This window comes from Nocardia sp. NRRL WC-3656 (assembly GCF_000720265.1).
Classification (GTDB): Bacteria; Actinomycetota; Actinomycetes; order Mycobacteriales; family Mycobacteriaceae; genus Nocardia; species Nocardia nova.
Map to the genome: position 1 here is coordinate 186994 of NZ_JOJF01000018.1, position 23739 is coordinate 210732.

Consider the following 23739-nt stretch of genomic DNA (forward strand, 5'->3'; position numbering starts at 1 on the left):
GTCCGCCCGGCTCGTAGGCTGGTGGCATCATGACGCGCTCCGCCCCCGACTCCTGCCCCGGTGTCCTGCGCCTGCATCAGGCCGCCGACGGTCCGCTGGCCCGGATCCGGCTGCCCGGCGGCGCGATCACCCCCGATCAACTGCGGGTGCTGGCCGCGGCGGCCGACGAGCTCGGCAACGGCAGTATCGAACTGACCTCCCGCGGCAATGTGCAATTGCGGCAGATGCACGATGCGGCGGCCCTGGCCGAGCGGCTCGAACAGGCCGAGCTGCTGCCCGCGCCCACCCACGAGCGGGTGCGCAACATCGTGGTGTCGCCGCTGTCGGGCCGGGTGGGCGGCTGGAGCGATGTGCATCCGCTGGCCGCGCGACTCGATGCGGAGCTGCGGCAGGCGCCGGAGTTGGCCGCACTGCCCGGGCGCGTGCTGTTCACCCTCGACGACGGCCGCGGCGACATCAGTGGTCTCGGCGGCGATATCGGCGTGCACGCCACCGACGAGGCCGAGTTCGCGCTGGTCCTGGCCGGGCGCGATTCGGGCGCGCGGATCGGCGCCGACCGGGCGGTGGACACGATGCTGGCGGCGGCCCACGGTTTCCAGCGGCTGCGCGGCGAGCAGTGGCGACTACGCGAGGTCGCCGACGGCCCGGCCCGGATCCTGGCCGAATTGGCTCTGGAACCGACCGCCGAACCGATGGATCTCGTTGCCCGCCACGATATTCCGATCGGATGGCTCACCCAGGCCGACGACCGGGTCGCGCTCGGGGCGGCGGTGCCGCTGGGCGCCCTGCCCGCCCGGACCGCGGAATTCGTTGCGGCGGTGGAACATCCGATTCTGATCACCCCCTGGCGCAGCCTCGTCCTGGCCGATATGGACGAGTGGACGGCCGAGCAGGTGGTGCGGGTGCTGGCGCCGATGGGCCTGATCTTCGACGCGAACTCACCGTGGCTCGCGGTGACGGCGTGCGCCGGGCGACCTGGTTGCGCGAAATCACTGACGGACGTGCGGGCCGACGCGGCCGACGCCGTCATGTCCGGCCGCGTGCTCCCGCTCGGCGCCCCGGCGCCGGACCTGTCGGGCGTCGCGGCCGATCAGGTGGTCGTCGCCGGCCGGCAGCACTGGTCCGGCTGCGATCGGCAATGCGGGCGTCCGGCCGGGCCGGTGACCGAGGTGGTCGCCGAATCCGGCGGCTATCGCATCACCGGACCTCGCGCGGACGACTGACTCGCGCACACTGGATCGATGGACTCGTCCGCGGATCAGTCGCCGTCCACCGCCGGCCTGCTCTCCGATGCGCAGATCGCACAGCTCTCGCTCCCCCAGCGGCTCGAACTGGTCGCGCGGCTGCGGCCCGACCGGGTGCGGCCGCATCCGCGCCGGGTACGCGTGGCCCGCGGACTACGCCTGTCGCTGATGGTCGGCGGTTCGGTCGCGATGATCCCGTGGCTGGTCTACCTCGGGTTCACGCTGCCGCAGGACTACGACGCGAATCATTGGGCGCTGGTGTGGATCGGCTTCGACATCCTGCTGGTGGTGATGATGGCGACCACCGCCTACCTCGGCTGGCGGCGGCGGGCGCTGGTGATCCTGCCGGCCTCCGGCACCGGGGTGCTGCTGCTCGCCGACGCCTGGTTCGACACGACCACCGCCGGTCCCGACGACATCCGGGTGTCGATCGCGACGGCCGTGCTCGCCGAGGTCCCGCTCGCGGTGCTGCTGCTCACCGGGGCGCTGGCCCTGTTCCGCTATCTCGTCTTCGCCAATCCCCTGCACGACCCGGCCGAATCGCCGTGGCGGGCGCGGTTGCCGTTCTGATTTCGCGGGGGCAACTCGATGTCGCGGGCCGGGTGGCTCCTCGCCCACGCTGCCGCTCGGGCCCCGGAAACTCACCGCTAGGGTGATGCCCATGTCCGATGTGCGTACCAGCTACCTCACCGACGGGGCCGAGATCTATCGGCGCTCGTTCGCGACGATCCGGGCCGAAGCCGATCTGGCGCGGTTCCCGGCCGATGTCGCGCAGGTGGTGGTGCGCATGATCCACGCGTGCGGACAGGTCGATCTGACCACCGACATCTCGCACAGCCCGCAGGTCGTGGCGGCGGCCCGCGCCGCGCTGCGCCGCGGCGCGCCGATCCTGTGCGATGCCACCATGGTCGCCTCCGGCGTCACCCGCAAACGGCTGCCGGCCGACAACGAGGTGCTGTGCCTGCTCGCCGATCCGCGGGTACCGCAGCTGGCGCGGGAGATGGGCAATACGAGATCGGCTGCGGCACTGGAATTGTGGCGTGATCGCCTCGACGGCGCCGTGGTCGCGATCGGCAATGCCCCGACCGCGCTGTTCCATCTGCTGGACATGCTCGACGCCGGCGCCCCCCGCCCCGCGGCGGTGCTGGGCATCCCGGTGGGCTTCGTCGGCGCCGCCGAATCCAAACAGGCCCTCGCCGAATACGGCGATATCGAATACCTCACCGTGCACGGCCGGCGCGGCGGCAGCGCCATCACCGCCGCCGCCCTGAACGCGATCGCGAGCGAGCAGGAATGAGTGCTCAGGACGTGGCGCCCGGAAAGTTGTGGGGCGTGGGACTCGGCCCCGGGGATCCGGAGCTGGTGACGGTGAAGGCGGCTCGCGTCATCGAATCCGCTGACGTCATCGCCTTCCACAGCGCCCGCCACGGTCGCAGCATCTCCCGCTCGATCGCGGCGCCGTACATGCGGCCCGGGCAGCTGGAGGAACATCTGGTCTATCCGGTGACCACCGAGACCACCGACCATCCGGGCGGCTATCAGGGCGCGATCGACGAGTTCTACGAACGTGCCGCCGAGCTGCTGGCCGGACATCTGGCCGCGGGCCGCACCGTCGCGCTCCTGGCGGCGGGCGATCCGCTGTTCTACAGCTCGTACATGCATATGCACCGGCGCCTGGCCGACCGGTTCCCCGCGGAGATCATCCCGGGCATCACCTCGGTCAGTGCCGCCTCCGCGGCGCTCGGCACACCCCTGGTGGAGGGTGAGCAGGTGCTGACGGTGCTGCCCGGGACCATGCCGCCGGATCAGCTGGCCGAACGCCTCGCCGACGCCGACGCCGCGGCGATCATGAAGCTCGGCCGCACCTATCCCGGTGTGCGGCAAGCGCTGTCGAAGGCCGGGCGGCTCGATGACGCCTACTACGTGGAACGAGCCAGCACCGGACGGCAGCGGATCCTGCGCGCCGCCGATGTCTCCGACGCCGATGTGCCGTATTTCGCGATCACCGTGGTGCCCGGGCCCGCACCGACCACCGAGATACCGTTCACCACCACCGAACCCGCTGCGGCTCACGGCGATTCGGCCGGATCGGGCGTTCCCGAGGTCGGCGAGGTCGTCGTCGTGGGACTGGGCCCCGGCTCCGCGCAGTGGACCACGCCCGAGGTCACCCGCGCCCTCGCGACGGCGACCGATATCGTCGGCTACACCACCTACGTGAATCGGGTGCCGGTCCGCCCCGGGCAGCGCCGCCATCTCAGTGACAACCGGGTCGAATCCGAACGCGCCGCCATGGCATTGGATCTCGCGAAATCCGGGGCGCGGGTGGTGGTGGTGTCCTCCGGCGATCCCGGGGTGTTCGCGATGGCCGCGGCGGTGGTCGAGGAATCGGCCGATCCGCAGTGGCGCGATGTGCCGGTTCGGGTGCTGCCCGGGGTCACCGCGGCGAGTGCCGTGGCCGCCCGCATCGGCGCGCCGCTCGGCCACGACTTCGCGATGATCTCGCTCTCGGACCGTCTCAAGCCGTGGGAGACCGTGGCACAACGGATTTCGGCGGTCGCCGCGGCCGATATGGCGCTCGCGATCTACAACCCGGCCTCCACTCAGCGGCGATGGCAGGTGGGCGCCCTGCGTGAACTCGTCCTCGAGCATCGCGGCCCGGACACCCCGGTGGTTCTGGGGCGCGATGTGGGCGGGCCGACCGAATCGGTGCGTGTGACGACCCTCGCCGAGCTGAATCCGGACGAGGTGGATATGCGCACGCTGCTCATCATCGGCGCGTCCACCACCGCCACGGTCGAGACCCCGCACGGAACGCGGGTATTCACCTCGAGGCGGTACGGGCAGGCCGCGCAGGACAACGCGGCGACGGTCGCGGCCGACCGGTAAGGCCCCACCGGCCGGCGCGGTCTCGCTGCTGCGGAACGGGTCCGGACACCGCGTGGCGGTGCGAGCCTCAGCCTCGCAGCGCGTTCAACCAATCCCAGGCCGCCGCAACGGATTCCGCGCACTCGACACCGGCGGGCACGGGCGGCCGGTCGACGACTACGACCGGAATGCCGCACGTACGTGCGGCAGTCAGCTTGGCGGCAGTGAGGTCGCCGCCGCTGTCCTTGGTCACCATCGCGGAGATGCGGTGCTCGCGCAGCAAGTCGATTTCCTCGGCCACGGTGAACGGGCCACGGGCGAGAAGCAGAAGATGATGCGGCGGAACGGGTCCGGTGGGCGGGTCGATGGCGCGGATGAGAAACCACGGCTCATCGAGCTCGGCGAAGGCGGCCACGCCCTGGCGGCCGATGGTGAGAAAGACGCGGTCGAAGTCGGCCGCGGCGCGGGCGGCGGCGGCCAGATCAGGCACCCGCGACCACCGGTCACCGGGTTGTTCGGACCAGCCCGGCCGGCGGAGGTGCACGATCGGCACCCCACCCGCTCGTGCCGCGTCGGCCGCATGCGCTGAGATGGTGCCCGCGAAGGGATGAGTGGCATCGACGACCGCCTCGATCGCATTGTCCGCCAGCCAGTTCCGCAGCCCCTCGACGCCACCGAAGCCGCCGATGCGCACCGCACCGGCGGGCAGGACCGGTTCACGCACACGTCCGGCGAGCGAGGAGACGATGTCGAATCCTCGCTCGCCGGAGACGATTTCGGCCAGCTGCCGGGCTTCCCGGGTGCCGCCGAGAATCAGAACCTTCAGTGTCGCAGCACTTCCGGTGTCAGTTGCCGCTGAAGTAGGCGAAGGCGGAGTCGATCAGCGGCTGACCACCCGCGACCAGCAGGCCGATCACACCACCCAGCACCGCACCCGGGATCGAGCCGATGCCGATGAACAGCAGGCCGACCAGGAAGCCGATCACCGCGCCCACCGCGGCACCCAGCGAGGCGTGCTGCAACTCGGAGAAGAACCAGTCCTGACCGGAGATGTTCTTCACCGACGAGATCGGCTGCCCCTGCGGGGTCAGCGTCAGGCTGGTGCCGTCCTCGTTCACGGCGGCGGCGACGGAAGTGCCGTTGGGGCCCTTGGCCGAAAGCGGGTAGCTCATCACCACGGCACCCTTGTCATTGGTCAGGGTGACCGCCGACTTGTCCGAGGTGAGGGCGAACTTTCCGCCCGTCACCGTGGTGACGATCTTGTTGCCCATATCGGCGAGTTCGGTGGTGTAGCCGACACCCTGGTCCGTGCCTTGCACGGCCGGGCTCTGCTGGGTCTGCACCTGGCTCGGAGCCGGCGCGGGGGCGGCAGGCTCGGCGTAAGCGGTACCGTAGGCGATGCTCGTCGCCGCGATGGCGATCAGCGAGGTGCCGACAATATTGGTGAATCTCATCTATTTCCCATCGGATCGATCACCCGACATAACGATCGGATTGCGCTGACTCGAAACATTTCCGCAGGTCAGGCGGCTGCCGACTGTGGGAATCGAGCCAGAATCGTTACTTTACCGTCACTTTTGGGATTCAGGTACTCCAACCACTGGGAGTTGTCGATTGCCTTCTACTCGAACCCACGCTTGTCGATGTAGTGACGCGTTGCGGTCGACGACCCTTCCGAATGGCCCAATTGTGCACCGGCCCTCGCCTTGTCCGCGCTGCGTCCGGCGACCAATCCAGCTCGGTGCCCTCGCGCATCACCGTGCTGGGCGTGATCGGTGGTGAAGCGAGGCAACTTGCCGCCGTTTCGGCAGGACTGCCGTAAGTGCGGTGGGGACAGCGGCTAGGCCGGCCGAGTTGTATTCCTGCATCTGCGATATCGCGGATCTTCCGCCGTCGGTGGCATATCGCCATCACGTCATCCTCGGCCTGATCTTCCGGCGGTTGACCCTGCAAGCGCTGTTCGACGTGTGCCCGCGAACGGGGTACCCGCGCCGGACACCACCTCCGGCTTCCATCCGGTTCGGCCAGCGGCATTCGGAGCGGCTCGTCGTCCGGCTCGGCGCACAGCTGAGCGAACGACGACTGTCCTTCGGCTGGGCGGATGCCCGGCCGCCACGCTGATCGCGAGCGGGCCGGGCATCCGCGTAGGGGGTTGGTCCGGTCCTGCTTCCGACCAACTTGCACGGAGAACAGGGCGGAATCTGGGAGGTCTCCTATTTCGCGGGTGCCGCGGGCTGGAGGGGGTCTTTGCACGCGGGGACGTTGGGTGGGCAGGGCGTGAGGATGGTGGAGAAGTATTGGATGGCAGCGAACAGGGTGATGGGTCCGCCCGCGAGTATGAGGCCGGCCATCGACCCGACGGCGCCGAGAGTGGCCGCGCCGAGGACGCAGCCTGCGATGGTGGCGCCGACAAAGGGCGCCAGCAGGAAGATGACCGGGCTGGAGACGGCGGCGCCGGCGGCGCCGCCGACAAGGCAGCCGATTCCGCCGCCGAGTACCGCCCCGAGGATGGCGCTCACGCCGGCGCCGATGGTGACTCGCTGGGTGAAGGTGCCGAGGGCTTGCGCGTCGCGGGGATTGATCGATTCGGCGATCTGCGCGGCTTTCTCGACAGGGATGATCTGGTCGCGGCCGACAGCTTGGACCGGTCGGGAGCTGTCCTTGGATGGGGTCAGGACGGCTGTGCTGCCGTCGATGCGCGCGTCGATGGGGTGTGCGGTGCTATCGATTTGGTAGGTGAGCGGAATGGCAGCGACTGGTTGCTCTTCCTGGTCGGTGAGGACCAGTTGGTCGCCGATGACTTTCACTTTGCCGTCGGAGGTGGTGAGGACGGCGGAACCGCCGTCGCGGTGTAGTTCGTAGTGCACGGCCGCGGGTGACGGGTCGCCGGGTTGGGGTGCGGCATTCGCGGTGGCGGTGGTGACAGCGATGGCCGTTGCCGCGAGGATTGCGGTCGCGGCGGTTTTCCTCATCTTCATGGTGTTCCTCAACTTCATCGGTGAGATCGGCGCAGCCCCTTCGGGGCTGTGCTTCTGGGGAGGTGGAGCTTCGGGTCGGCGGTCTTGCGGGGGTCCGGTTGGATGCCTGCGCCGGCGGCCAGTTCGTGGAGAAGTTGTCTGCCCGACGAGGAGGCTGCCCCAGGTTTCGGCGGAGCCGGCGACGCGGCGGCGAGCGTGTCGTTGCTGCTGGTGGCGAGGATGCTCGGAAATGGCAACTGCCGCCGCGGGAATTGAGCATGACAAACCTTCAATGACAGTGTTCGTGAACGGTGACCCGCGGATCGGGCGTGCAGTACGTCAAGCCGATGGCGATCCGGCCGGCAACCGAGTCGGCCGATGGCGACTGGCGTCGGCGCGTTTGCCTATGGCCGCAGCGGCGAGAACGCCGAGGTAGGCCAGTGGCACCAGCTGCAGCGCGGCGGCAAGTCCGTAGTGATCGGCGAGAAGACCGACGACCAGCGGGCCGGCCGCCAAGCCGAAAACGTTGTTGAACAATACGGCCGTTCCGAACGCGGTCGCGCGCAAGCTGGGATGGGTGAGGCCGATGACCAGGGAAGACACCGCACCGGTCGATCCGGCGCAGAACAACGCCCCGATGCCGAGAGCGGTCAGCTGCGCCGGCCCGGTGTGCAGCCGGAAAGCAATCGTGAGCACGACGAGCGACACCGTGCAGTACACCGCCACGCTGCTCCAGAGGCGAGCCGGCCCGCTGCGGGCGATCCGGTCGCTGATCATTCCGCAGCCGATCATCCCGACGCCGATCAATAGCGCATACACCGCAGCGGTAAGACCGGCGCGATCGGGAGCCATGCCGTAGGAGCGGTTGAAGAAGCTGGGCAACCACGCCATCAGCACCGCCGACACGAACAGCTGCAGGCCTCCGGCCAGATACACGCACCACACCGACACGGTGGAGAACAGGCTCGACAACGGCACCGTCGCATCCGGTAGCGGATCTTGATGCGGAACAGCATCATCGGCAATGTTGTGGCGTTGCAGGCTACGTTCGGTCACGAGAAGCCGGAACGCCGCCACCAGCAGCAGACCGAAGATCGCCATCGCAACGAAGGTCCAGCGCCATCCGATGTGACGGGCAACCAACCCGCCCAGTGCGATTCCGAGGACCGAGCCGAAGGAACCGCCGGCGAGAAATGCCCCGCTGACCGAAGCTCGCAGCCGCGGCGCGAAAACGCTGACCACCACGGCCGCACCGACGCTGCCATAGGCGGCCTCACCGACCCCGAGCAGGAAACGAGCGCCCAGCATCTGGCCGAAGTTGCCCGCGCAGGCGCACAGCAGGGTGGCTACGCTCCAGAAGGTCGCCATGACCAGCAAGCTCCGAACCCGTCCCCACCGGTCGGCCAGCAGCGACAGCGGCACCGTGCCCAACGCAACCATCAACGCGACCACGCTGGTGAGCGCGCCCAACTGCGAATCCGACAGTCCCCATTGCGTTTTCAAATATGGGAACACCGCCGGGAGGACCTGCCGAGACATGTAGTCCGACAGCAGCAGCCCGAAGGTCAGGGCGAATACGACCCACGGAAAGATGCGGGAGCGGTCGGGCGTCGTCGTCGATACGTGCCCAATAGGGTTTGCAGGGGTGGTGTGAAGGTCCATGGCGCTTCCTCGAGCCTGGTGGAACTGTGCGGTGAGCGGCGGAATGCGACCGGTCGACCGCGAAAGGACAAAAGGGGCAGCGCGCGGTGCACCGCGCTGTACAACCGCACGCTGCCCGGGCGCGATCAGGCGTGGTGAAGGAAGCCGACCTGACCGGGCTGCCGGTTGGGCGGGAACCCGATCTTGGCCAGCGCGTCGTCGGTGCCGGAGTAGACCTCGTCCAGTTTGTAGATCTCGCGAGACTCCTTGCAGGACGCGACATCCCGGCCAAGCTCGTTGGCGATGCGCACCATCTGCTCGACCTGTTCGACCGAGGTGCGCCGTTCACCCTTGCGGCCCCACAGGTTGTCTTCGATGCCGACCCGTACGTGCTGACCCAACGCGATCGCGATGGTGCACATCGGGGTGACATTGCGCATGATCGTTTCGATGGTCAGCACCGCGCCGTCCGGGGTGCGACGGATGAACTCGATCAGGTCCGCCGGATGCAGCCCTGCCGAGCCACCCCCGATCGCAACGTAGTTCAGCACCAGCGGGCCGGTGTAGAGACCCTTGCGGATCAACCGCTCGACCGTCTCGAGCTGATGCACCGAGCCGAGCATGAAATGCGGCTGGATGCCCGCGTCGGTCAGCCGGCGCAGATGCTCGAGATAGAACTCCGGGCCGGCCTCGACCACCATGTCGCGATATGCCTTCTGCAACACCGGGTTCAGCAGCGACGTGCCGGCGACGTCGTCATCGGTCAGCAGCTCCATGATGTTCATCTGGCTGGTGTTGATGGCGATGGTCACCTGATCCGGCTTCGGATCCAGGTCCGCCAGCAGGTGGCGGGTGTCGTAGTCCAGCCACTTCGCCTGGTCGGCGCCCTCCGGTGGCGCGAACGAGATCGACCCGCCGATCTGGAGAATCATCTCCGGCACCGCCTCGCGCAGTCGGCCCAGCATCTCGTTGAACAGCTCGAGCCGCTTGGACCCGTGCCCATCGGCCTCACGCACGTGGACGTGCAGCACCTGTGCGCCCGCGTTGTAGCAGTCCACCGCCTTCTGGATCTGCTCGTCCATCGTCACCGGAAGGTCGTCGGAATCTCCGGGCAGGAATTCCGGGCCGTAGGGCGCCACCTGGATGACCAGTTTCTCCTGGTTCTCCGGCAGCAGCGAATCGTCGAGGTAATGCATGTTCGAGTCCTTTCAGTTGGTTCGGTCGGAAGGGTCTTCGCTGCGCTCTCGCGACCGGCGCTCGAATGCTTCGAGCTCCTCGGCGAGGATCGGCGCACCGATGTTGCAGGCGTGGATGCCGAGCACACTGACCATCTCCAGGACGGTCAGGATCTCCTCACGGGTAACACCGAGTTCGAGCGCGGACCGGATGTGCCGGCGCACACCCGGGGAGTACATGTGTGTGCATGCGGCATCGATTGCGATGCTGAGCAGTTCGACGAACTGTGGGGAGAACACTCCCCGCCGGACCGGAGTGGACCCCATCGTCATGAACTGCTCGGTCCACTCCGGGTCCCACTCGTACAACTGATCCCATACCGGATTCCAGCTACCGCTGGCACGCATGTGATCGACGACCGGCGTGGACACCTTCGGTGAAGAGACTGTCAAAGCAACTCCTGCGGTGCGTACCGCCGCTTCTTGCGGCGTGATGCAGGCCACGATAACGTCGGACGAACATCAAAACTTGACCCTATGGGTCATTTGTTTGACTAACCGGGACAGGAGTTATCCGCAGATGCTAATGGTGCGTAGCGCCGTATTGAACGGATATGTGGACTTGGCGTTATCGCTCGGACTCAACCCGCAACCGCTCATGCGCACGGTGGGAATCGATCCCGCTGCGGTCGCCGACACCGATGGCTGGCTGCCGGCCGAGGCCATCAACCGCCTACTGGAACTATCGGCTGCAGAAACCGCTTGCGAGGACTTCGGCCTCAGACTGGCCGCCGCGCGCGGTATAACGACCCTCGGTCCCATCGGGCTGGTCGCGCGAGAAGAACCCGATGCCCGCAGCGCGCTGGAAATCCTGCTGCGCCACGGCAACCTGCACAACGAAGCCTTGGATACTCGCCTGACCGAGAACAACGGTCTGGCAACCGTGCGCGTGAAAGCGGCACCGGGCGCGACGCTGGGACGGCAGGCGGTGGAACTGGTGGTCGGCGCAATCTGCCGGGTCCTGCGCGATCTCCTACCTGAGGACTGGAAACCGGTCACGGTGTGCTTCGCTCATCCAGCCCCGGCCGCCGTCGACGTTCATCACCGGATGCTCGGCGAGACAATCGATTTCGGTCACGAATTCGATGGCATCGTCTTCTATGCCCGCGACCTCGACGCCACCAACCCCCTGGCCGATCCGCTCCTGCGCCCCTATACCCGCCAATACCTGCAATCCCTGGCCCAGCCGGGCGACACGACAGCCGATCAAGTGCGACACGCGATCGAATCCTTGCTGCCGACACAACGGTGCTCGGCAGCTCAGGTCGCCCGCAGCCTGGGCATGGACCGCCGCACTCTGCACCGGCGTCTCGCCCGCACCGGCGAGACGTTCTCATCGATCCTGGAGAACGTTCGAGCCGACCTCGCGCAACGCTACGTCGCACGACACGATCGGGCCATGAGCGAAATCGCCGCTGATCTGGGTTTCTCCGAACTCAGCGCCTTCTCGCGATGGTTCCACGCCCATTTCGGCTGCGCTCCTACCAAGTGGAAACCGCACGCCACTCGCGCAGTGGGCCAGACGCACGGATAGCCAGAGTTCGTCGGGAGGGAGTTCTCCTCCGCCCGCTCCAGGCTGACCGTGTCGTTCGCCGAGGATTTGGAGGGGTCCTGCTCGCGCGCCGAACCGATCACCAATTGATCATCAGCGACGGCCAGAATGACCAAACCGAGCACGACACCGAGAACCGAACGGGTCTGGTCGCCGCCCTCGACGGCGTGACCACCACGGCGCGGGTGATCAACCGCGAGATCACCGCCTCGTTCTTCGCGGTGGCGCTGTTCGCACTCGCGGTAGCGATCGGGCTCACCTCAGGGACCGGTGCGGTGTTGTGGATTGGCGCCGTGGCGGCGTTGTTCTGGTCGACGGCAGTGAGTCGGCGGGCTGGTCGGCGCCGTCACCGGAACGCCGGCGTCGGGGCTCGAGCCGAGCCTGCTCGCCTCCGGCCTGGACCCGGCAACCTCGAACGGCCTGCCCACGACCGGCCGGCGACGCGACTCGCCGCGGTTCACTGCGTCGGCTCGCCGCGGCGGCATGAGCGACTACGTTCTAGGCGGTCCATGCCCTGGTGAGGGTTTGCACCGCCGCGCCGTCGAGGTCGGCGAGCTTCACTGCGGCGAAGGAGCGCGCGGCGTCGGAGGTGAGCAGCCGGAAGGCGGGGCGCTCGCAGGCCAGCAACTCGACCATCCGCTCGGCCACGCCCTGAGGAGTTTGCGCGTTGGCGAATGCGCCTCGGGTGCGTTCCACATACGCCGAAAGCGCGGGCGCGTAGGGGCCGGCATGCTCGACCACCACGTCGAGGGCACCGACATTGCTGACGAATTCGCTTGCCACCGCCCCCGGTTCGACCACACTGACTGCCACGCCGACCGTGGCCGCGACCGGCGCCAAAGACTCCATGAAGCCCTCGACCGCAAATTTGGCCGCGCAGTAGGCCTCGTTGAACGGCTGCCCCACGAGACCGCCGACACTGGTTACGGTTACCACCCGGCCGCGGCTCGCCCGCAGCAGCGGCAATGCCGCCTTGGTGACTGCGACGACGCCGAAGAAGTTGACCTCCATGACCGCGCGCACATCGTCGAGATCCTCTTGTTCGAGGGTACCGAGATGTCCGGCTCCGGCGTTGTTGACCAGTGCGTCGAGCCGGTCGAGTCCGGCCAGGCATGCCGCGATCGATCCCGGGTCGGTGACATCCAGAGCCCGGACCTCGACGGACACCCCGGCCTGCTCGGCTGCCGCGAGCAATGAGGCGGCCTTGGTGGTGTCACGCATGGTGGCCACCACACGCCAGCCGCGCTGCGCGGCGGCGACGGCGGTGGCCAGGCCGATGCCGGAGGACGTGCCCGTGATCAGGATGGTCTTGTCGCTCATGGACCTACCTTTCATTTGTTACAAACCATAATAGTTATGCTACATAACCATATGGTTGATATCCGATCTGGCAACTTGGGAGACATGGAACCTGTGACGAACAGTGCGGAGGACGCGGTCGACGATGTGGTGGGACTGTTCGCAGCCATCAACCGCCGCTACGCCCAAGAGTCGGAAACGGCCGCCGCCGTCCACGAATTGACCCCATTGCAGGTCAAAGCCCTGCTCGCCGCGGAAGATCCGGTACCCATGCGCCGCATCGCCGACCGCCTGCACGCAGAGCCGTCCAATGTGACCACGCTCATCGACCGCCTGGAGTCGCGCGGCCTGGTCGAACGACGTCCCGACCCGGGCGACCGGCGCGTCAAACTTGTCGCCGCCACCCCTGCCGGCCTCGCCGTCGCAACCGACCTCCGCGCCCGCATGCCTTTCGCGGCAGAACCCCTGGCTCGGCTCACCACAGAACAACGCCGGTCCCTGCGGGAGTTGCTACAGATGGTTCTCGACACATAACCCAGCGGTATCACCGAACTCGCTCCCCTGCCCGGCCCGCACCCGCAAGGTGAACGCAAGTACATACTCAGGGCCCGATCCGCCGCCGCGCGCCGGCTATCCCGATGCGGAGACGACGGAACCTCGATGGTCACGTCTTTCCCCTGTCGGGGGTGACATCGAGCGCAGTGGCACCCTCGCCAGGCTTCGGCAGGGTGGCCGTAAGCCCGGCCAGCAGGATGTCGAGCCCGCGCTCCAACTCGGCTTCACCGTCGTAGTCGGCCAGCACCGGCGCGAGTTGGCGCAGCAACGGGAACTCGGTGACCGGCAGCCGATGCAGGCCGAGTCGCAATACTTCGTCGGACTCTTCCGGACGTTCCACCAATTCCTGCAGCTCATTGAGGACATGGCCATAAAGGAAACCGAACAGAGCGCGAAAGATGTGCAGCGCGTCGGCACCGGAGAAACCGGCACGGGTGAGCAATGCCAGTAAGTCCTCCAGCGGCCGTAACACCGCCTGGGAACGCTGCCCGAGCGGCGTTGCCAGTGGTCGCGTCACCAGCAATGGCACCACCCGCGGATGTGACAGCGCCAGTTTGCGGAAATCGCGAGCGACTATCCGCAATCGGCCGCCCCAATCCGGGTCGGAACTGTCCACCCTCAGTTGCCCCAAGACGAGCTCGGCGACACCGTCGAGCACCGCCGCCTTGTTCGGTACATGCCGGTAGATCACCATCGGGTCCCGGCCCACCACGTCGGCCAAACGGCGCATCGATAACCCCTCGACGCCGTCGTTATCGACAATCGCCAGTGCGGCCGCCAGCACGCCGGCACGCGTGACCTGGCCGGCCACACGACCGTTCGCGGCACGACCCGCGCCGGCACTGTCCGCGAAACCCTGGTGGTCCGGTGACGATTCGTCCATGGCGCAGCCTCACTCATTGCCAGGAAGTACTGTAGCGATGAAGTGTAGACCTACAGCGTTGACATTGCCTCTACATGGGCGTCTACTGGAGGGACCGCGCATCTTCCAGCACCGACCCCTGCGTCCTGAGCTGTCGATGCGGAATCGGGCACAGGTCGAGTGCCGATTATTTCGGCCGCCACGCTCCATCTCGACGGGCAAAGGACCGGTCACCATGGCAATCGCTCACAAGACCAAGGCCTTCCCGGAGGTAATCCGCCGCTATCTCGACCCCTTGCCCGAACACACCTCGAGCGCCCCGGCTCAACCCTCGAACCGGCTTCACGAACCTGCGGCCACCCACCGCCCACCGCGACTGCGGCTGAAGCCGGAAGACCGCCATTCGGACTACATCGATGGCGCGTGGTGGCCCAGATCTACCGATCTCGCTACCGAGCTTCCAGAACTGTTGGCGGCCTTGACAACTCGGCTGGGCCGGGTCGATCGGATCGTCTACGATCCGGACAGCTGGTCCCGGCCGCCACGGCAGGTGACAGTGGCAGAACATTCGATCAGCCTCGAGCCGTACCGGTTCCAGTTGCGGAACACGATGTACGTCGTCGGCTCCAATTCCGCCGTCACGGTGCTACGCGTGATCCTTCCATCCACCGACAGGCGTACCGCCCACTCCGCGATGGTGGACGCTGTCACCCTGCGGCAGGAGTAGATCATGCCTCGCCTGCATGGACGACGCCCCGTCATCAGCGGCTTCGAATCGGACACGCCCGCACACGACGAGCGGCAGCCTTTCGGAACACCCACGCGCACACCGCGTTTGATGCTACGTGGGCGAAGTGCCCCCCCTGGAAACGTCGACGGCGCCTGGTGGCCGTGGACCACGAACCTCACGTCCGAGCTACACGACCTGATCAGTGCGGTCACCCCACGCCTCGGTCCCACGATGCGCGTCGGCTTCGAATGGAACGCGACCAGCATCGCCCAGCGACGCATCGACACCGACGACCACATCCGCGTGCACGGTGCCAGTTACGGCCAGCCTCCCGACGTGATGCGCCTCTACGGAGCGCACGACACCACACTGACGCTGCTCGTCATCCCGGCCGACACGACACCCGAGGTCGCACGCGAGCGCATGCGCCTCGCGGTGGCAGGACACATCGGTCCGCCCGGGCCCTGACACCGGGACGCGGCTGATGCACCTCCTTGGCAGGAACGTCGCTATGACCCGCAAGGAACGCCGCATCCGCCACCGGCGACCTACCATGGACGAACTGCTGATGATCAGTTCCGGAGAACGACGAGATCGCACCACACGAGCGGAGGCGGAGCGCCGATGGAGCTCCGAGGACCAGCGTTGACCTCGAAGGATCGCGCACTCGATCTCGGCTACGCGGCCGGTTGGCAGTTGGTGCGCACCCTGCCGCAGCAATGGGCGCTGGGCCTGTTCGGTCTCGCGGCCGATCGCGCGACCAGAGACGGTGGTCCGGTTCAGCTACGGCGCAACCTGGCCAGAGTGCTGGGCACTACCCCCTCGCAGGTGCCGGACGACCTCGTGCGCGCGAGCATGCGCTCCTACGCACGCTACTGGTGCGAAACCTTCCGGTTGCCCTCGATGGATCCGATGCGGCTGGCCGAAACCGTCGACTCCGCAGCCACCGGACTCGAACATATCCACGAGGCGCTCGCCCGCGGACACGGCGCGGTGCTGGCGTTGCCGCACAGCGGCAACTGGGACGTGGCAGGGATCTGGCTGGTGCAACGGATAGGTTCCCCCACCGTCGTCGCCGAGCGACTGCGGCCGGAATCGCTGTTCCGGCGCTTCGTCCGGTTCCGTGAACGTCTGGGTTTCGAGATCGTCCCGCTCACCGGTGGCACAGCCCCACCGTTCGACCTGCTGGCCGCGCGGCTGCGGCAGGGACGGACAGTCGGGCTGCTCGGTGAACGCGATTTGACCGGTGCCGGAGTGCCGGTCACCTTCTTCGGCGAGCCGGCGCGAATGCCCGCCGGCCCAGCCCGGCTGGCGATCGACACCGGCGCACCGCTGCTACCGGTACATTGCTGGTTCACTCCGGCCGGCTGGGGATTTCACGTCGGCGCACCCATCGCCACCACCGGCGGAGCGCAGCAGACCACTCAGGCTCTGGCCGACCGGTTCGCCGCCGGAATCGCCGCCCACCCCGCCGACTGGCACATGCTGCAACCGCTGTGGACCGCCGATCAGCTCATCCGCGCGCAGGCGCGCAGCAGTCCGCACCGCTGATCCGCGCCATCGCATCGACACCGACTTTGCACTGGCTACTGGGACTCGCCCGCCACCCCGGCTGAGTGAACGCACGGGGACTCGCTACCTTCGACCGAGTCGTGGCCTGGACGCGCCTGCGGCGCCGCCTCGGCCGATTCCTCTGCGCCGCTGAAGAAATCGCGGTAGACGCGGAAGGCCATGGCCAGGTAGGCGAGGGTCTTGGGGATCATGAGCAGACCCAGTTGCGGCATGCGGCGAGCCCAGAGGATAACCGGGATATAGCAGGCGAACGACGCCGCCATGGCGTCGGAGATGAAGCGGAAGGTGCGATCGCCGGTACGCGCGGCCTCCTTGCGCATGAGATAGATCTCGCTCGCTCCCACGGCCAGTAGCGGAACATTGCGGTCTACGCCGTAGCCTTCCGGAGTCTCGTTCTTGTCCCAGTTGTTGAACGGGGTCGCCAGCAGGATCAACCGCACGAACGACATCCCCAGCAACGAACGGGTCAATCCGTCCCAGGACCGCCGGAACCGCAGCCGCCAGGCATCCAAAGTCAGCACATAGAACAAGGTGATCGTGATCGAGGTAGCCATCTCACCGAGCCCGATCAGACTCGCCCGCCGTCCCCGCCAGGTCAGATACCCCCGCTCCTCACCCCTCGCCATCGACACCGCTCACAACGCCAGATGCGCGCTGTCGCCGGTCGCCAGCAGAGTGAACGCCTCCTCGAACCGGGCTGCGGTCTCCCGCTGTTCCCTTGGAACGAGTTTGCGATTTCGCCGCATGGCGATCACCAGTCCCCAGATAACCGCCAGATACGACACGTTGAAAGCCAACTCGAATCGCTTACGCATAACAACGAACCTATTGCGCCGACTCGCTCCGAGGGCAGGGCACAAAGCCCTGTCGTACCGGACGTCCGATGGAGCCTGTCCTCTCCTTTCGGTGACCGCAGCTGAACCGGGAAAGTCATCGAGAGGCGCACCGCACCGCCGCGCGGCTGATGCTCGAACTCGACCTGCGTGTAGGACGGCACCAGCAGGTGGGGTGCAGGCGCGCCGACAGCTCTATTCCAGCTATCGGCGGGCCGACGTGGCCGATGGGTTCTCATCGAGAGCAGTCTGCTGCGCCACACTCCTCCCCCGCGGGGAGCCGCCGGGTCGCGATCGCTGTATGACCGTTTCCGAAAGGTATCGGTTCAGGCGGTGAGCGCGTCGAGTGCCTTCTTCAGTGCCTTCGGTGCTGTTGGAGAGGTCGGCGCCTTCTCGCGCGATTGCAGCATCCGAGCGCCGATTTCCTGAAGTTGTTTGCGCCCCAAGTGTTCTCGGACTTCGGGAAACCATTCGTCTTCTTCTTCGCCGATATGGTGCTCGACGTTCTCGATCAGCACGGTGACCTTCGCGGTGAAACGTTCGTCCTCGGGCTTCATCGTGGCCAGCTCCATGACCAGCACGTCGGCGACATGGTGTTCCTCATAGGATTCGAGGATGTCGTCCTCGATGTCCGGCACGAGTGCGCGGACTTCGGGATACATGACCTCGTTCTCGATATAGGTATGTACGGTCAAGGCTTCGATGATCTTGTCGACCACACGACTCTTCGTCGCGTATGCCTGCGGCCCGGCCTTCTCGAATTCCCGGAACAACTTGCGGATCTGTTTGTGGTCCTCACGCAGCAGCACGATGGCGTCGGTGGACATCAAACCTCCTCGATACGGATGCGACATTGTCCGAACAACCCGCTGATCCGGCACCAGCAGCCACACGATCAGCGGTCGGCTATCTCTTCCTTACCCGCCGACCGCCACGCCAATCGGTAAGCAACCCGTCGCCCAATTCCGCCACCGCGTGCCCGCTATTCCGAAGCGGAGACGTGGTGTTCGAGGCCGACCGCGGCGGTCAGTTCGGCGCGGTGCCGGCACAGTCGAGGATGTTCGTCACCGAGTTCGCCCATCAGATCCGCCAGCGCGTCGGCGACGGCGTTGAGTTTGTGCTGCACCGCCGCGTTCGCGCGGGCCTGCGTGTTCTGCAGCAGCGCAACCAGGATGAAGGTGATGATCGTGGTCACGGTGTTGATCACCAACTGCCAGGAATCCAAGCTGGGCAACCACACGAAACTTGGCACCCACACCACCACCAGCAGCACACAGAAGGCGAAAAACGTTGCTCGCGAAGCCACCCCGCACACGACGGTGGCAAAACGATCGAAGCCCGACAAACGGCCCACGACCTGCGACGGTCTCTTCGCTGTCGGCGCCGCCACTCTCGGAATGCGCCCGTCGTCGATTGTCACTGTCGATCCTTTCATCCCGCGAGCCCCGCCATCGCCGATGCCGCAGTCGGCACAAGAGGGAAGGGCAGGTGGCGCTGTCCTCACCCTGAAGTGTCGGATTCAGTATCGGCGGCGAGAACCCAACCTGCGAGACTGCCGGCACCCGCCACCGGCCGCCCTGTACGCACGCATACCCGCACGACGCCGACGCAACCGACAACCGATCACGGAGACGGCCAACTCGCTCTACTGGGCTACGCGGCACTCATCTGGATACTCACCGCCACGTTCGTACTCGCCTACGAACAGCCGACCCTCACCGCACGCTACGGTGCGCAATACGAGCGCTACCGCACCGCCGTCCCTGCCTGGCTGCCCCGACTACACCCCTGGCGCGCACTTGATGGGTGCGCGATCGGCAGGAGGAGGAGATCGAGGCCCTCGCCCGGCCGGCCCGACGGACAACGCTGCGCGAGCGCGACCGGCGACCGCGCCGTGCGCCGACCACCGATATAGGTCGGAAAGTGTTTCGATGCAGCGTGGGCGACCGGACTTTGTGACTCGGGTGCAGCGCACGCTGGTGGTCACGTGCACATAGAGTCGGGCCTGTGGATCTTCTGGATCGGCTCCGCCTGGATGTGCCTGTCGTGCAGGCCGGTATGGGTGGAGGAATTGCGCGCGGTCGCCTCGCTGCCGCGGTTGCGGCGGCTGGAGGGCTCGGGACCATCGGCATGATGCCTCCGGTCGAACTGCGCGCCGCGATCAGCCGGGTGCGTGAAGAGGCTCCCGAGCGGGCTGTGGTGGTGAATCTGCTCATGCCGTTCGCGCGTCGCCATCACGTCCGGGCCTGTCTGGACTCGAGAGTCGACGCGGTCGTGATGGCTTTCGGTGGCGATCGCGCGTTGGTGCGTGAACTTCACGATGCCGGGATCTTCGTACTGACGATGGTCGGCACCGAGGAGCAAACCCGCGCTGCCGTCGGGTGGGGTGTCGATGCTTTGATCGCCCAGGGCCGAGAGGCAGGGGGCCATCTGGTGGGGACCGTTCCGGCACTCGAATTCCTCCCGCGCGCCATTGCCATTGCCCACGACAAGCCGGTGTTGCTCGCCGGAGGGATTGCCGCCGCCGTGGACACAGCCGCGGCGTTGTCCGCCGGCGCCGCAGCGGTCGTTGCGGGCACTCGGTTCTTGCTGACCCACGAGTCCGGCGCTCACCCCGAATACCGGCGCCGGGTGCTGGAAGCGCGGACGACTCTGGAGACCACGGTGTTCGGGCTCGGGTGGCCCGCACGCCATCGCGTGGTGCCGAACAACGTGACCTCGCGGTGGTGCCGTCAGGACGGTGCAGCGCGGCGGGTGCCTGCGCTGATCAATGCCTGGAGTGGCCCTTTGGCGCGGGTAACACCGGAGAGACTGAACGGCGCGATATTACGCCTGCAACGCCCACGGCTGCCGTTGTTCAGTCCCATGGTGCCGACCGAGGATGCGCCGGCAGGGTGCGCGGATCAGGCAGCGTTGTATGCGGGTGACTCCGCGCTGCGCATCACCGAGGTGATTTCGGCGAAACAGGCGGTGGCCGAGTTGGCGGTTTGAACCAGTTCGGCGAGGAGGCCGGCGATTGGGAAAGGAGTTCTGATCCCGATATCGCGCGTGCCGAAAGCGCACCCGGCGCCCTGCCGGCCTCCGATAAGTGAGCGAAACCGGAATCCGTCTGGGTGCCGGTTCGCAAAGCGGCCAGGTGAGTTAGGGAGCCCGCCGAGTCGACTGTGCCTGCGCCGACTCGCCGACGCGGCAGCGGTAGTCGACACACGGGGCTCGGGTGGGCCGGTGTGGGCGCGCTCGGCTTCCTCAGTTTCGCTTTGCCGCGCAATATATTTCATGTTTGTCCGATTTTGCGTGACCGGGTCTCAGGCGCCCGGATCGTGAATCTCTACGCAGCACTCTCCGGCGGCTGGTGCGAGTTCGGCGTGGACCGTGTCAGCTTCGAGTCCGCGCACCAGATCGACGTCTCCGGCGGGCCGGCCATCGCTGTTTCGGCGTTGATCGCGGTCCTACCCGAATACGCGGTCGACCTCTACTACGCCTGGACCGCCGGCCACGACCCCCGCCTACATCCAGTACACCGAACCCGAACACGTCCACGCCCAACTCCCCGGCACATCCAGCACGAACTGATGCCGCGTTGAACGCAAGTACGACGTGCAACGTGTGCATACGGGGGTATGCCGAACACATCGCTGATGAAGGGAGATGAACAGCAATGATGATGAATCAACTCATGGATATGTTCCGCGACTGGTGGAACCGTATGTTCCCGAACATGCCGATGATGATGTGACCCGTAGCGGGGTTATGCGCCCCGCCGGGCAGGGCACGGGACTGGTCCGAATCCGCGCTGCTGCCCTTGAATTTCCCCCGGTCGTCGGCAACCGCCGCGATCAGCCTCTCACCCCAACAGGTCCCGGCATCTGCCCGACCGGCCGGGTCGGTGCCCTCTGGGATACGTCCGGCATCGGGGCTCGCCGCAGTGGATACCGAAAACTCTTCGGTGATCACGACCACATTTGCCTCTTTGCGTTCTGCCTCAGGGCGGATATGCATCACCCCACCAGGTCAGTCTCCTCCTGCGGTCGCGGCTATGACACGGCACTGACCAGACGGTATGCCGAAAGTGACAGCTTTCGCCAGGCACGCTCGCCCGTACCCCACACCGGACTGTTTGCGGTCTCCGCCGCCGGGTATACGTGGGCCACGGCCGACGGTGGCCCCCGGGTAGTGAGACGGAATGGTGATGGACAGCAGCGCCACAGCGAAAACAGCGACCGAATACGTGATCAGGCAGTTGGAACACGCAGGGACCGCGCATCGCGACGATTTCGATGTACCGGCGCTGGTGGCGAACCTGCACTCCCTGGTCGAAGGGTGGGACTTCCGCCAACTGAATCGAGCAATGTTCTGGTCGCTGGCAGCCAGCTACCTGCGGACATAACTGAGCAGAGCTGCGCCCACAGACCTGCAACGACATCGAACACTGTTCCAGCCGGTTCTCGCCTGTCTGCGTCGGTACGTCGAGCGCCCTGCGCCGCGGACCATGATCAGCGTGGCAGCGATCGGCCGCCGAAACCGACGAGCGTGCGCAGTGGCATCCCGGCGACGCCGACCGGATTGTGGCGTATCTCGTGCGTTGCAGGGGCGGGGTCAGCGTATGTCCGCGCGGGGAGAGCTCCGGCCTGCTCAGCACCGCACCCCGGTAACGGCGAAGCGTTCCACTTCGGCGATGTGGCCGCCGGTGGAGACCGCGAGCGTCAGGGTGCCAGGGCAGGTCGCGGTGAACGGAACCGTCGCCTGCCAGGGGCTGTCGGTGCCGCCGGCGGCGATCCCGGCGACCTCGCCCACCGGTCGCGCGGCGTCGACGCGACGCAGTTGCACGCGCAGACTCTCGTCCACGCCCGTGATACGTCCGCTCGCGGCGACCGGCGACCGCACCGTCGAGCCGTACGCCGGGCCGGTGACGGTGAGTGTGCTGTCCTCACTGCCGACCACCTCCCACGGCGCGTCGCCGCCCGCGCCGATGCGGGCCAGGTGCAGGACCGCCGCGACCGCCGGACGACCGCCCGGATTGTCGAAACCAACACTCACCCATGCCTGTTCGCCCCGCACGTCGGTTGTCACCGCCTTGTCGACGTTCCGATAACCGAGATACTGCTGGGTGAACATCACCGCGATTGTGGCGGCGTCGAGCCGCCACGGCTGGTGCCCGCCCTCGCGGTAGGCCCGCTGCCACGCCGCCGCATCTTCGTCGCCGGCGAACGGCCACAGCGGCTGATAGGCGAACCCGGTCGTCGGCGAACCCGGCGTGCTCTCCGGCGAGGACGATGCGGTTTCGGGAGGAAGACCCGGCACGACCGGCGTAGCCGCGGTCGAACTTCCCGACGCCGCACCGTCATCCCCGCCGTCACGCGTCAGTGAGAAATACATCGCCACCGCGGCCAGCACGACCGCCACCGCGGCCACCACCATCACAACTGTAAAACGTTGCGGCGGCGCCCTGTTCGTTGCCATAGCCCTTACCGCCCTCCGATCGATTCACCCCCGGGTGACTCCGCGTAGCGACAGGACTCACCACGCCTCGGCCACACCGAGGCGGCAAACCTCACTGTGCGCCGCCCCGACACACCTCGGAAAGGGCGGATGGGCCACTCGCCGTGAGTCTTTGGGCACGAGGCACCGCGACCGTCGTCGGCCCGGGATATCGGACCCGCTGCGACGGACATGACGCCTCGCACCGCCCGGCTACCTCATCGGGCGACGCGCGCCACACCGCAAACCAGTAAATGCGCATATATACGTAACGATCCGTCCAAGCCCACCCCGGTACGCGAATCCGGCTACCTCCCGGAAATACAGTGTCGGATGGTCAGGCCTGGGTGTACTCGGCGGCGACGCCGACGATCCAGGTGACGCCGAAGCGGTCGGCGAGCATCCCGAAGGCAGGCGTCCACTGCGCAGGGCCGAACTCGAGATACGGCAGGAACGCGCAGCTATTGCACGCATATCGCACGGATACGAGCAGCGCCAAAAGAAACCATCGCCGAATTGCATAAACAGAGTGGACCTGACTGGACGTTACGCGAAACGAGATGACCTGCGAACTCGAGAACCTCACCACCCAACAGAAGCCGTGCGATCGAGGACACCGCCTCCTCCAGCCCGCGCGAGCAGCGCGCGGGCTTGTCGGATCTGTGCGGCTTTCATGGCCGGGCGGCCGCCCGAGGCGTCGGCCGCGGGCCCAGGCGGCGGCCAGGCCCTCGTTGGTGCCATCGACAATCAGTTCGCGGATGAACTCGGCGAGCGCGGCGAAGACATGGAAAACAAACGCTCCCGCCGATCTGGCGCGCGAAGGCGGCGACGCGGCCCAATTCGCCACCTCGGGCCTCCCCCAGAATGGCTACACCGACGCAAGCCAACAAGCGCTGGACTGCCTGGCGATTCGCAT

Annotated in this window: 29 protein-coding genes; 14 read left to right on the forward strand and 15 right to left on the reverse strand. The window is 66.9% G+C overall.

The genetic code is table 11. The annotated features are described in order from the left end of the window. Positions 1-29 precede the first annotated feature (29 nt). The 4 genes from cobG to IG65_RS0123085 all read left to right on the forward strand — a co-directional run bounded on the left by cobG (position 30) and on the right by IG65_RS0123085 (position 4130). Positions 30-1223: a precorrin-3B synthase gene (gene cobG / locus IG65_RS0123070; protein WP_030517040.1), complete on the forward strand. Its 1194-nt coding sequence runs from the start codon at positions 30-32 to the stop codon at positions 1221-1223. An 18-nt stretch (positions 1224-1241) separates the two neighbouring features. Further along, positions 1242-1814: a hypothetical protein gene (locus IG65_RS35010; protein WP_036525464.1), complete on the forward strand. Its 573-nt coding sequence runs from the start codon at positions 1242-1244 to the stop codon at positions 1812-1814. 91 nt (positions 1815-1905) lie between these two features. Continuing rightward, positions 1906-2541, forward strand: a complete 636-nt coding sequence (locus tag IG65_RS0123080) for a precorrin-8X methylmutase (protein WP_030517042.1) — start codon at positions 1906-1908, stop codon at positions 2539-2541. Continuing rightward, positions 2538-4130, forward strand: a complete 1593-nt coding sequence (locus IG65_RS0123085) for a precorrin-2 C(20)-methyltransferase (RefSeq protein WP_051756694.1) — start codon at positions 2538-2540, stop codon at positions 4128-4130. The genes IG65_RS0123080 and IG65_RS0123085 overlap by 4 nt, the downstream gene beginning before the upstream one ends. Positions 4131-4197: 67 nt before the next feature. Here the strand turns inward: IG65_RS0123085 and IG65_RS0123090 are convergent, their stop codons facing one another. Both IG65_RS0123090 and IG65_RS0123095 read right to left on the reverse strand, forming a co-directional pair. Continuing rightward, positions 4198-4935, reverse strand: a complete 738-nt coding sequence (locus tag IG65_RS0123090) for a cobalt-precorrin-6A reductase (protein ID WP_030517044.1) — start codon at positions 4933-4935, stop codon at positions 4198-4200. A gap of 19 nt (positions 4936-4954) precedes the next feature. Further along, positions 4955-5563 carry a hypothetical protein gene (locus tag IG65_RS0123095; RefSeq protein WP_030517045.1) on the reverse strand — a complete coding sequence of 203 codons (609 nt, stop codon included), beginning with the start codon at positions 5561-5563 and terminating at the stop codon, positions 4955-4957. 373 nt (positions 5564-5936) lie between these two features. Between IG65_RS0123095 and IG65_RS0123100 the strand changes: the two genes are divergently transcribed. Then, positions 5937-6230 carry a hypothetical protein gene (locus IG65_RS0123100; RefSeq protein ID WP_156055731.1) on the forward strand — a complete coding sequence of 98 codons (294 nt, stop codon included), beginning with the start codon at positions 5937-5939 and terminating at the stop codon, positions 6228-6230. Positions 6231-6322: 92 nt separating this feature from the next. Here the strand turns inward: IG65_RS0123100 and IG65_RS0123105 are convergent, their stop codons facing one another. The 4 genes from IG65_RS0123105 to IG65_RS0123120 form a co-directional block, all read right to left on the reverse strand. Beyond that, the gene (locus IG65_RS0123105) at positions 6323-7087 is read right to left on the reverse strand and encodes a hypothetical protein (RefSeq protein WP_030517047.1); all 765 of its coding nucleotides are present in this window, start codon (positions 7085-7087) and stop codon (positions 6323-6325) included. A gap of 318 nt (positions 7088-7405) precedes the next feature. Continuing rightward, positions 7406-8728, reverse strand: coding sequence for an MFS transporter (locus tag IG65_RS0123110; RefSeq protein WP_051756696.1), 1323 nt, complete (start codon positions 8726-8728; stop codon positions 7406-7408). A gap of 125 nt (positions 8729-8853) precedes the next feature. After that, positions 8854-9903 (reverse strand): 3-keto-5-aminohexanoate cleavage protein, encoded by a 1050-nt coding sequence (locus IG65_RS0123115; protein WP_030517049.1) that lies wholly within the window; start codon positions 9901-9903, stop codon positions 8854-8856. Between the two features lie 12 nt (positions 9904-9915). After that, entirely contained in the window at positions 9916-10290 is a 375-nt protein-coding gene (locus tag IG65_RS0123120) for a carboxymuconolactone decarboxylase family protein (RefSeq protein WP_051756721.1), read from the reverse strand. A gap of 58 nt (positions 10291-10348) precedes the next feature. Here IG65_RS0123120 and IG65_RS0123125 point away from each other — a divergent pair, with 58 nt between their 5' ends. Both IG65_RS0123125 and IG65_RS37915 read left to right on the forward strand, forming a co-directional pair. Next, on the forward strand, positions 10349-11476 hold the full coding sequence (locus IG65_RS0123125; RefSeq protein ID WP_231509362.1) for an AraC family transcriptional regulator: 1128 nt from the start codon (positions 10349-10351) through the stop codon (positions 11474-11476). Between the two features lie 104 nt (positions 11477-11580). Further along, positions 11581-12015, forward strand: coding sequence for a hypothetical protein (locus tag IG65_RS37915; protein WP_156055732.1), 435 nt, complete (start codon positions 11581-11583; stop codon positions 12013-12015). Here IG65_RS37915 and IG65_RS0123135 read toward each other — a convergent pair. Then, the gene (locus IG65_RS0123135) at positions 11993-12814 is read right to left on the reverse strand and encodes an SDR family oxidoreductase (RefSeq protein WP_156055733.1); all 822 of its coding nucleotides are present in this window, start codon (positions 12812-12814) and stop codon (positions 11993-11995) included. The genes IG65_RS37915 and IG65_RS0123135 overlap by 23 nt on opposite strands. 51 nt (positions 12815-12865) lie before the next feature. Here IG65_RS0123135 and IG65_RS0123140 point away from each other — a divergent pair, with 51 nt between their 5' ends. Then, positions 12866-13327: a MarR family winged helix-turn-helix transcriptional regulator gene (locus IG65_RS0123140; protein WP_197039892.1), complete on the forward strand. Its 462-nt coding sequence runs from the start codon at positions 12866-12868 to the stop codon at positions 13325-13327. A 130-nt stretch (positions 13328-13457) separates the two neighbouring features. Here the strand turns inward: IG65_RS0123140 and IG65_RS0123145 are convergent, their stop codons facing one another. Then, complete coding sequence (locus IG65_RS0123145) at positions 13458-14231, reverse strand: TetR/AcrR family transcriptional regulator C-terminal domain-containing protein (protein ID WP_081879692.1); 774 nt, start codon at positions 14229-14231, stop codon at positions 13458-13460. 136 nt (positions 14232-14367) lie between these two features. Here IG65_RS0123145 and IG65_RS0123150 point away from each other — a divergent pair, with 136 nt between their 5' ends. From IG65_RS0123150 to IG65_RS0123160, 3 genes are all read left to right on the forward strand, one after another. After that, positions 14368-14937, forward strand: a complete 570-nt coding sequence (locus IG65_RS0123150; protein ID WP_156055734.1) for a DUF5994 family protein — start codon at positions 14368-14370, stop codon at positions 14935-14937. A gap of 111 nt (positions 14938-15048) precedes the next feature. Further along, on the forward strand, positions 15049-15408 hold the full coding sequence (locus IG65_RS0123155) for a DUF5994 family protein (protein WP_231509364.1): 360 nt from the start codon (positions 15049-15051) through the stop codon (positions 15406-15408). A gap of 177 nt (positions 15409-15585) precedes the next feature. Then, a complete protein-coding gene (locus IG65_RS0123160) occupies positions 15586-16491 on the forward strand; it encodes a phosphatidylinositol mannoside acyltransferase (protein WP_030517058.1) in 906 nt (301 codons plus the stop codon). 35 nt (positions 16492-16526) lie between these two features. Here the strand turns inward: IG65_RS0123160 and IG65_RS0123165 are convergent, their stop codons facing one another. From IG65_RS0123165 to IG65_RS0123180, 4 genes are all read right to left on the reverse strand, one after another. Continuing rightward, on the reverse strand, positions 16527-17138 hold the full coding sequence (locus IG65_RS0123165) for a hypothetical protein (protein ID WP_156055735.1): 612 nt from the start codon (positions 17136-17138) through the stop codon (positions 16527-16529). Positions 17139-17147: 9 nt separating this feature from the next. Beyond that, positions 17148-17327 (reverse strand): hypothetical protein, encoded by a 180-nt coding sequence (locus tag IG65_RS0123170; RefSeq protein WP_030517060.1) that lies wholly within the window; start codon positions 17325-17327, stop codon positions 17148-17150. Between the two features lie 344 nt (positions 17328-17671). Next, entirely contained in the window at positions 17672-18172 is a 501-nt protein-coding gene (locus IG65_RS0123175) for a hemerythrin domain-containing protein (protein WP_030517061.1), read from the reverse strand. A gap of 155 nt (positions 18173-18327) precedes the next feature. After that, positions 18328-18759 carry a low affinity iron permease family protein gene (locus IG65_RS0123180; RefSeq protein ID WP_231509376.1) on the reverse strand — a complete coding sequence of 144 codons (432 nt, stop codon included), beginning with the start codon at positions 18757-18759 and terminating at the stop codon, positions 18328-18330. 593 nt (positions 18760-19352) lie between these two features. Between IG65_RS0123180 and IG65_RS0123185 the strand changes: the two genes are divergently transcribed. Both IG65_RS0123185 and IG65_RS0123190 read left to right on the forward strand, forming a co-directional pair. Next, positions 19353-20336: a nitronate monooxygenase gene (locus tag IG65_RS0123185; RefSeq protein WP_030517063.1), complete on the forward strand. Its 984-nt coding sequence runs from the start codon at positions 19353-19355 to the stop codon at positions 20334-20336. 236 nt (positions 20337-20572) lie between these two features. Next, positions 20573-20929 carry a hypothetical protein gene (locus tag IG65_RS0123190; RefSeq protein ID WP_156055736.1) on the forward strand — a complete coding sequence of 119 codons (357 nt, stop codon included), beginning with the start codon at positions 20573-20575 and terminating at the stop codon, positions 20927-20929. Positions 20930-21014: 85 nt separating this feature from the next. On the opposite strand, the gene IG65_RS0123195 is transcribed toward IG65_RS0123190, so the two are convergent. Then, entirely contained in the window at positions 21015-21305 is a 291-nt protein-coding gene (locus IG65_RS0123195) for a hypothetical protein (RefSeq protein WP_030517065.1), read from the reverse strand. Positions 21306-21528: 223 nt separating this feature from the next. Here IG65_RS0123195 and IG65_RS0123200 point away from each other — a divergent pair, with 223 nt between their 5' ends. Further along, a complete protein-coding gene (locus IG65_RS0123200) occupies positions 21529-21732 on the forward strand; it encodes a hypothetical protein (protein WP_227462728.1) in 204 nt (67 codons plus the stop codon). A gap of 245 nt (positions 21733-21977) precedes the next feature. Here IG65_RS0123200 and IG65_RS35015 read toward each other — a convergent pair whose 3' ends face one another. Together IG65_RS35015 and IG65_RS39820 are read right to left on the reverse strand one after the other, a co-directional pair. Next, positions 21978-22805 carry a Gmad2 immunoglobulin-like domain-containing protein gene (locus IG65_RS35015; protein ID WP_231509366.1) on the reverse strand — a complete coding sequence of 276 codons (828 nt, stop codon included), beginning with the start codon at positions 22803-22805 and terminating at the stop codon, positions 21978-21980. Between the two features lie 355 nt (positions 22806-23160). Next, positions 23161-23670, reverse strand: coding sequence for a hypothetical protein (locus IG65_RS39820; RefSeq protein ID WP_369801578.1), 510 nt, complete (start codon positions 23668-23670; stop codon positions 23161-23163). Positions 23671-23739 lie beyond the last annotated feature (69 nt).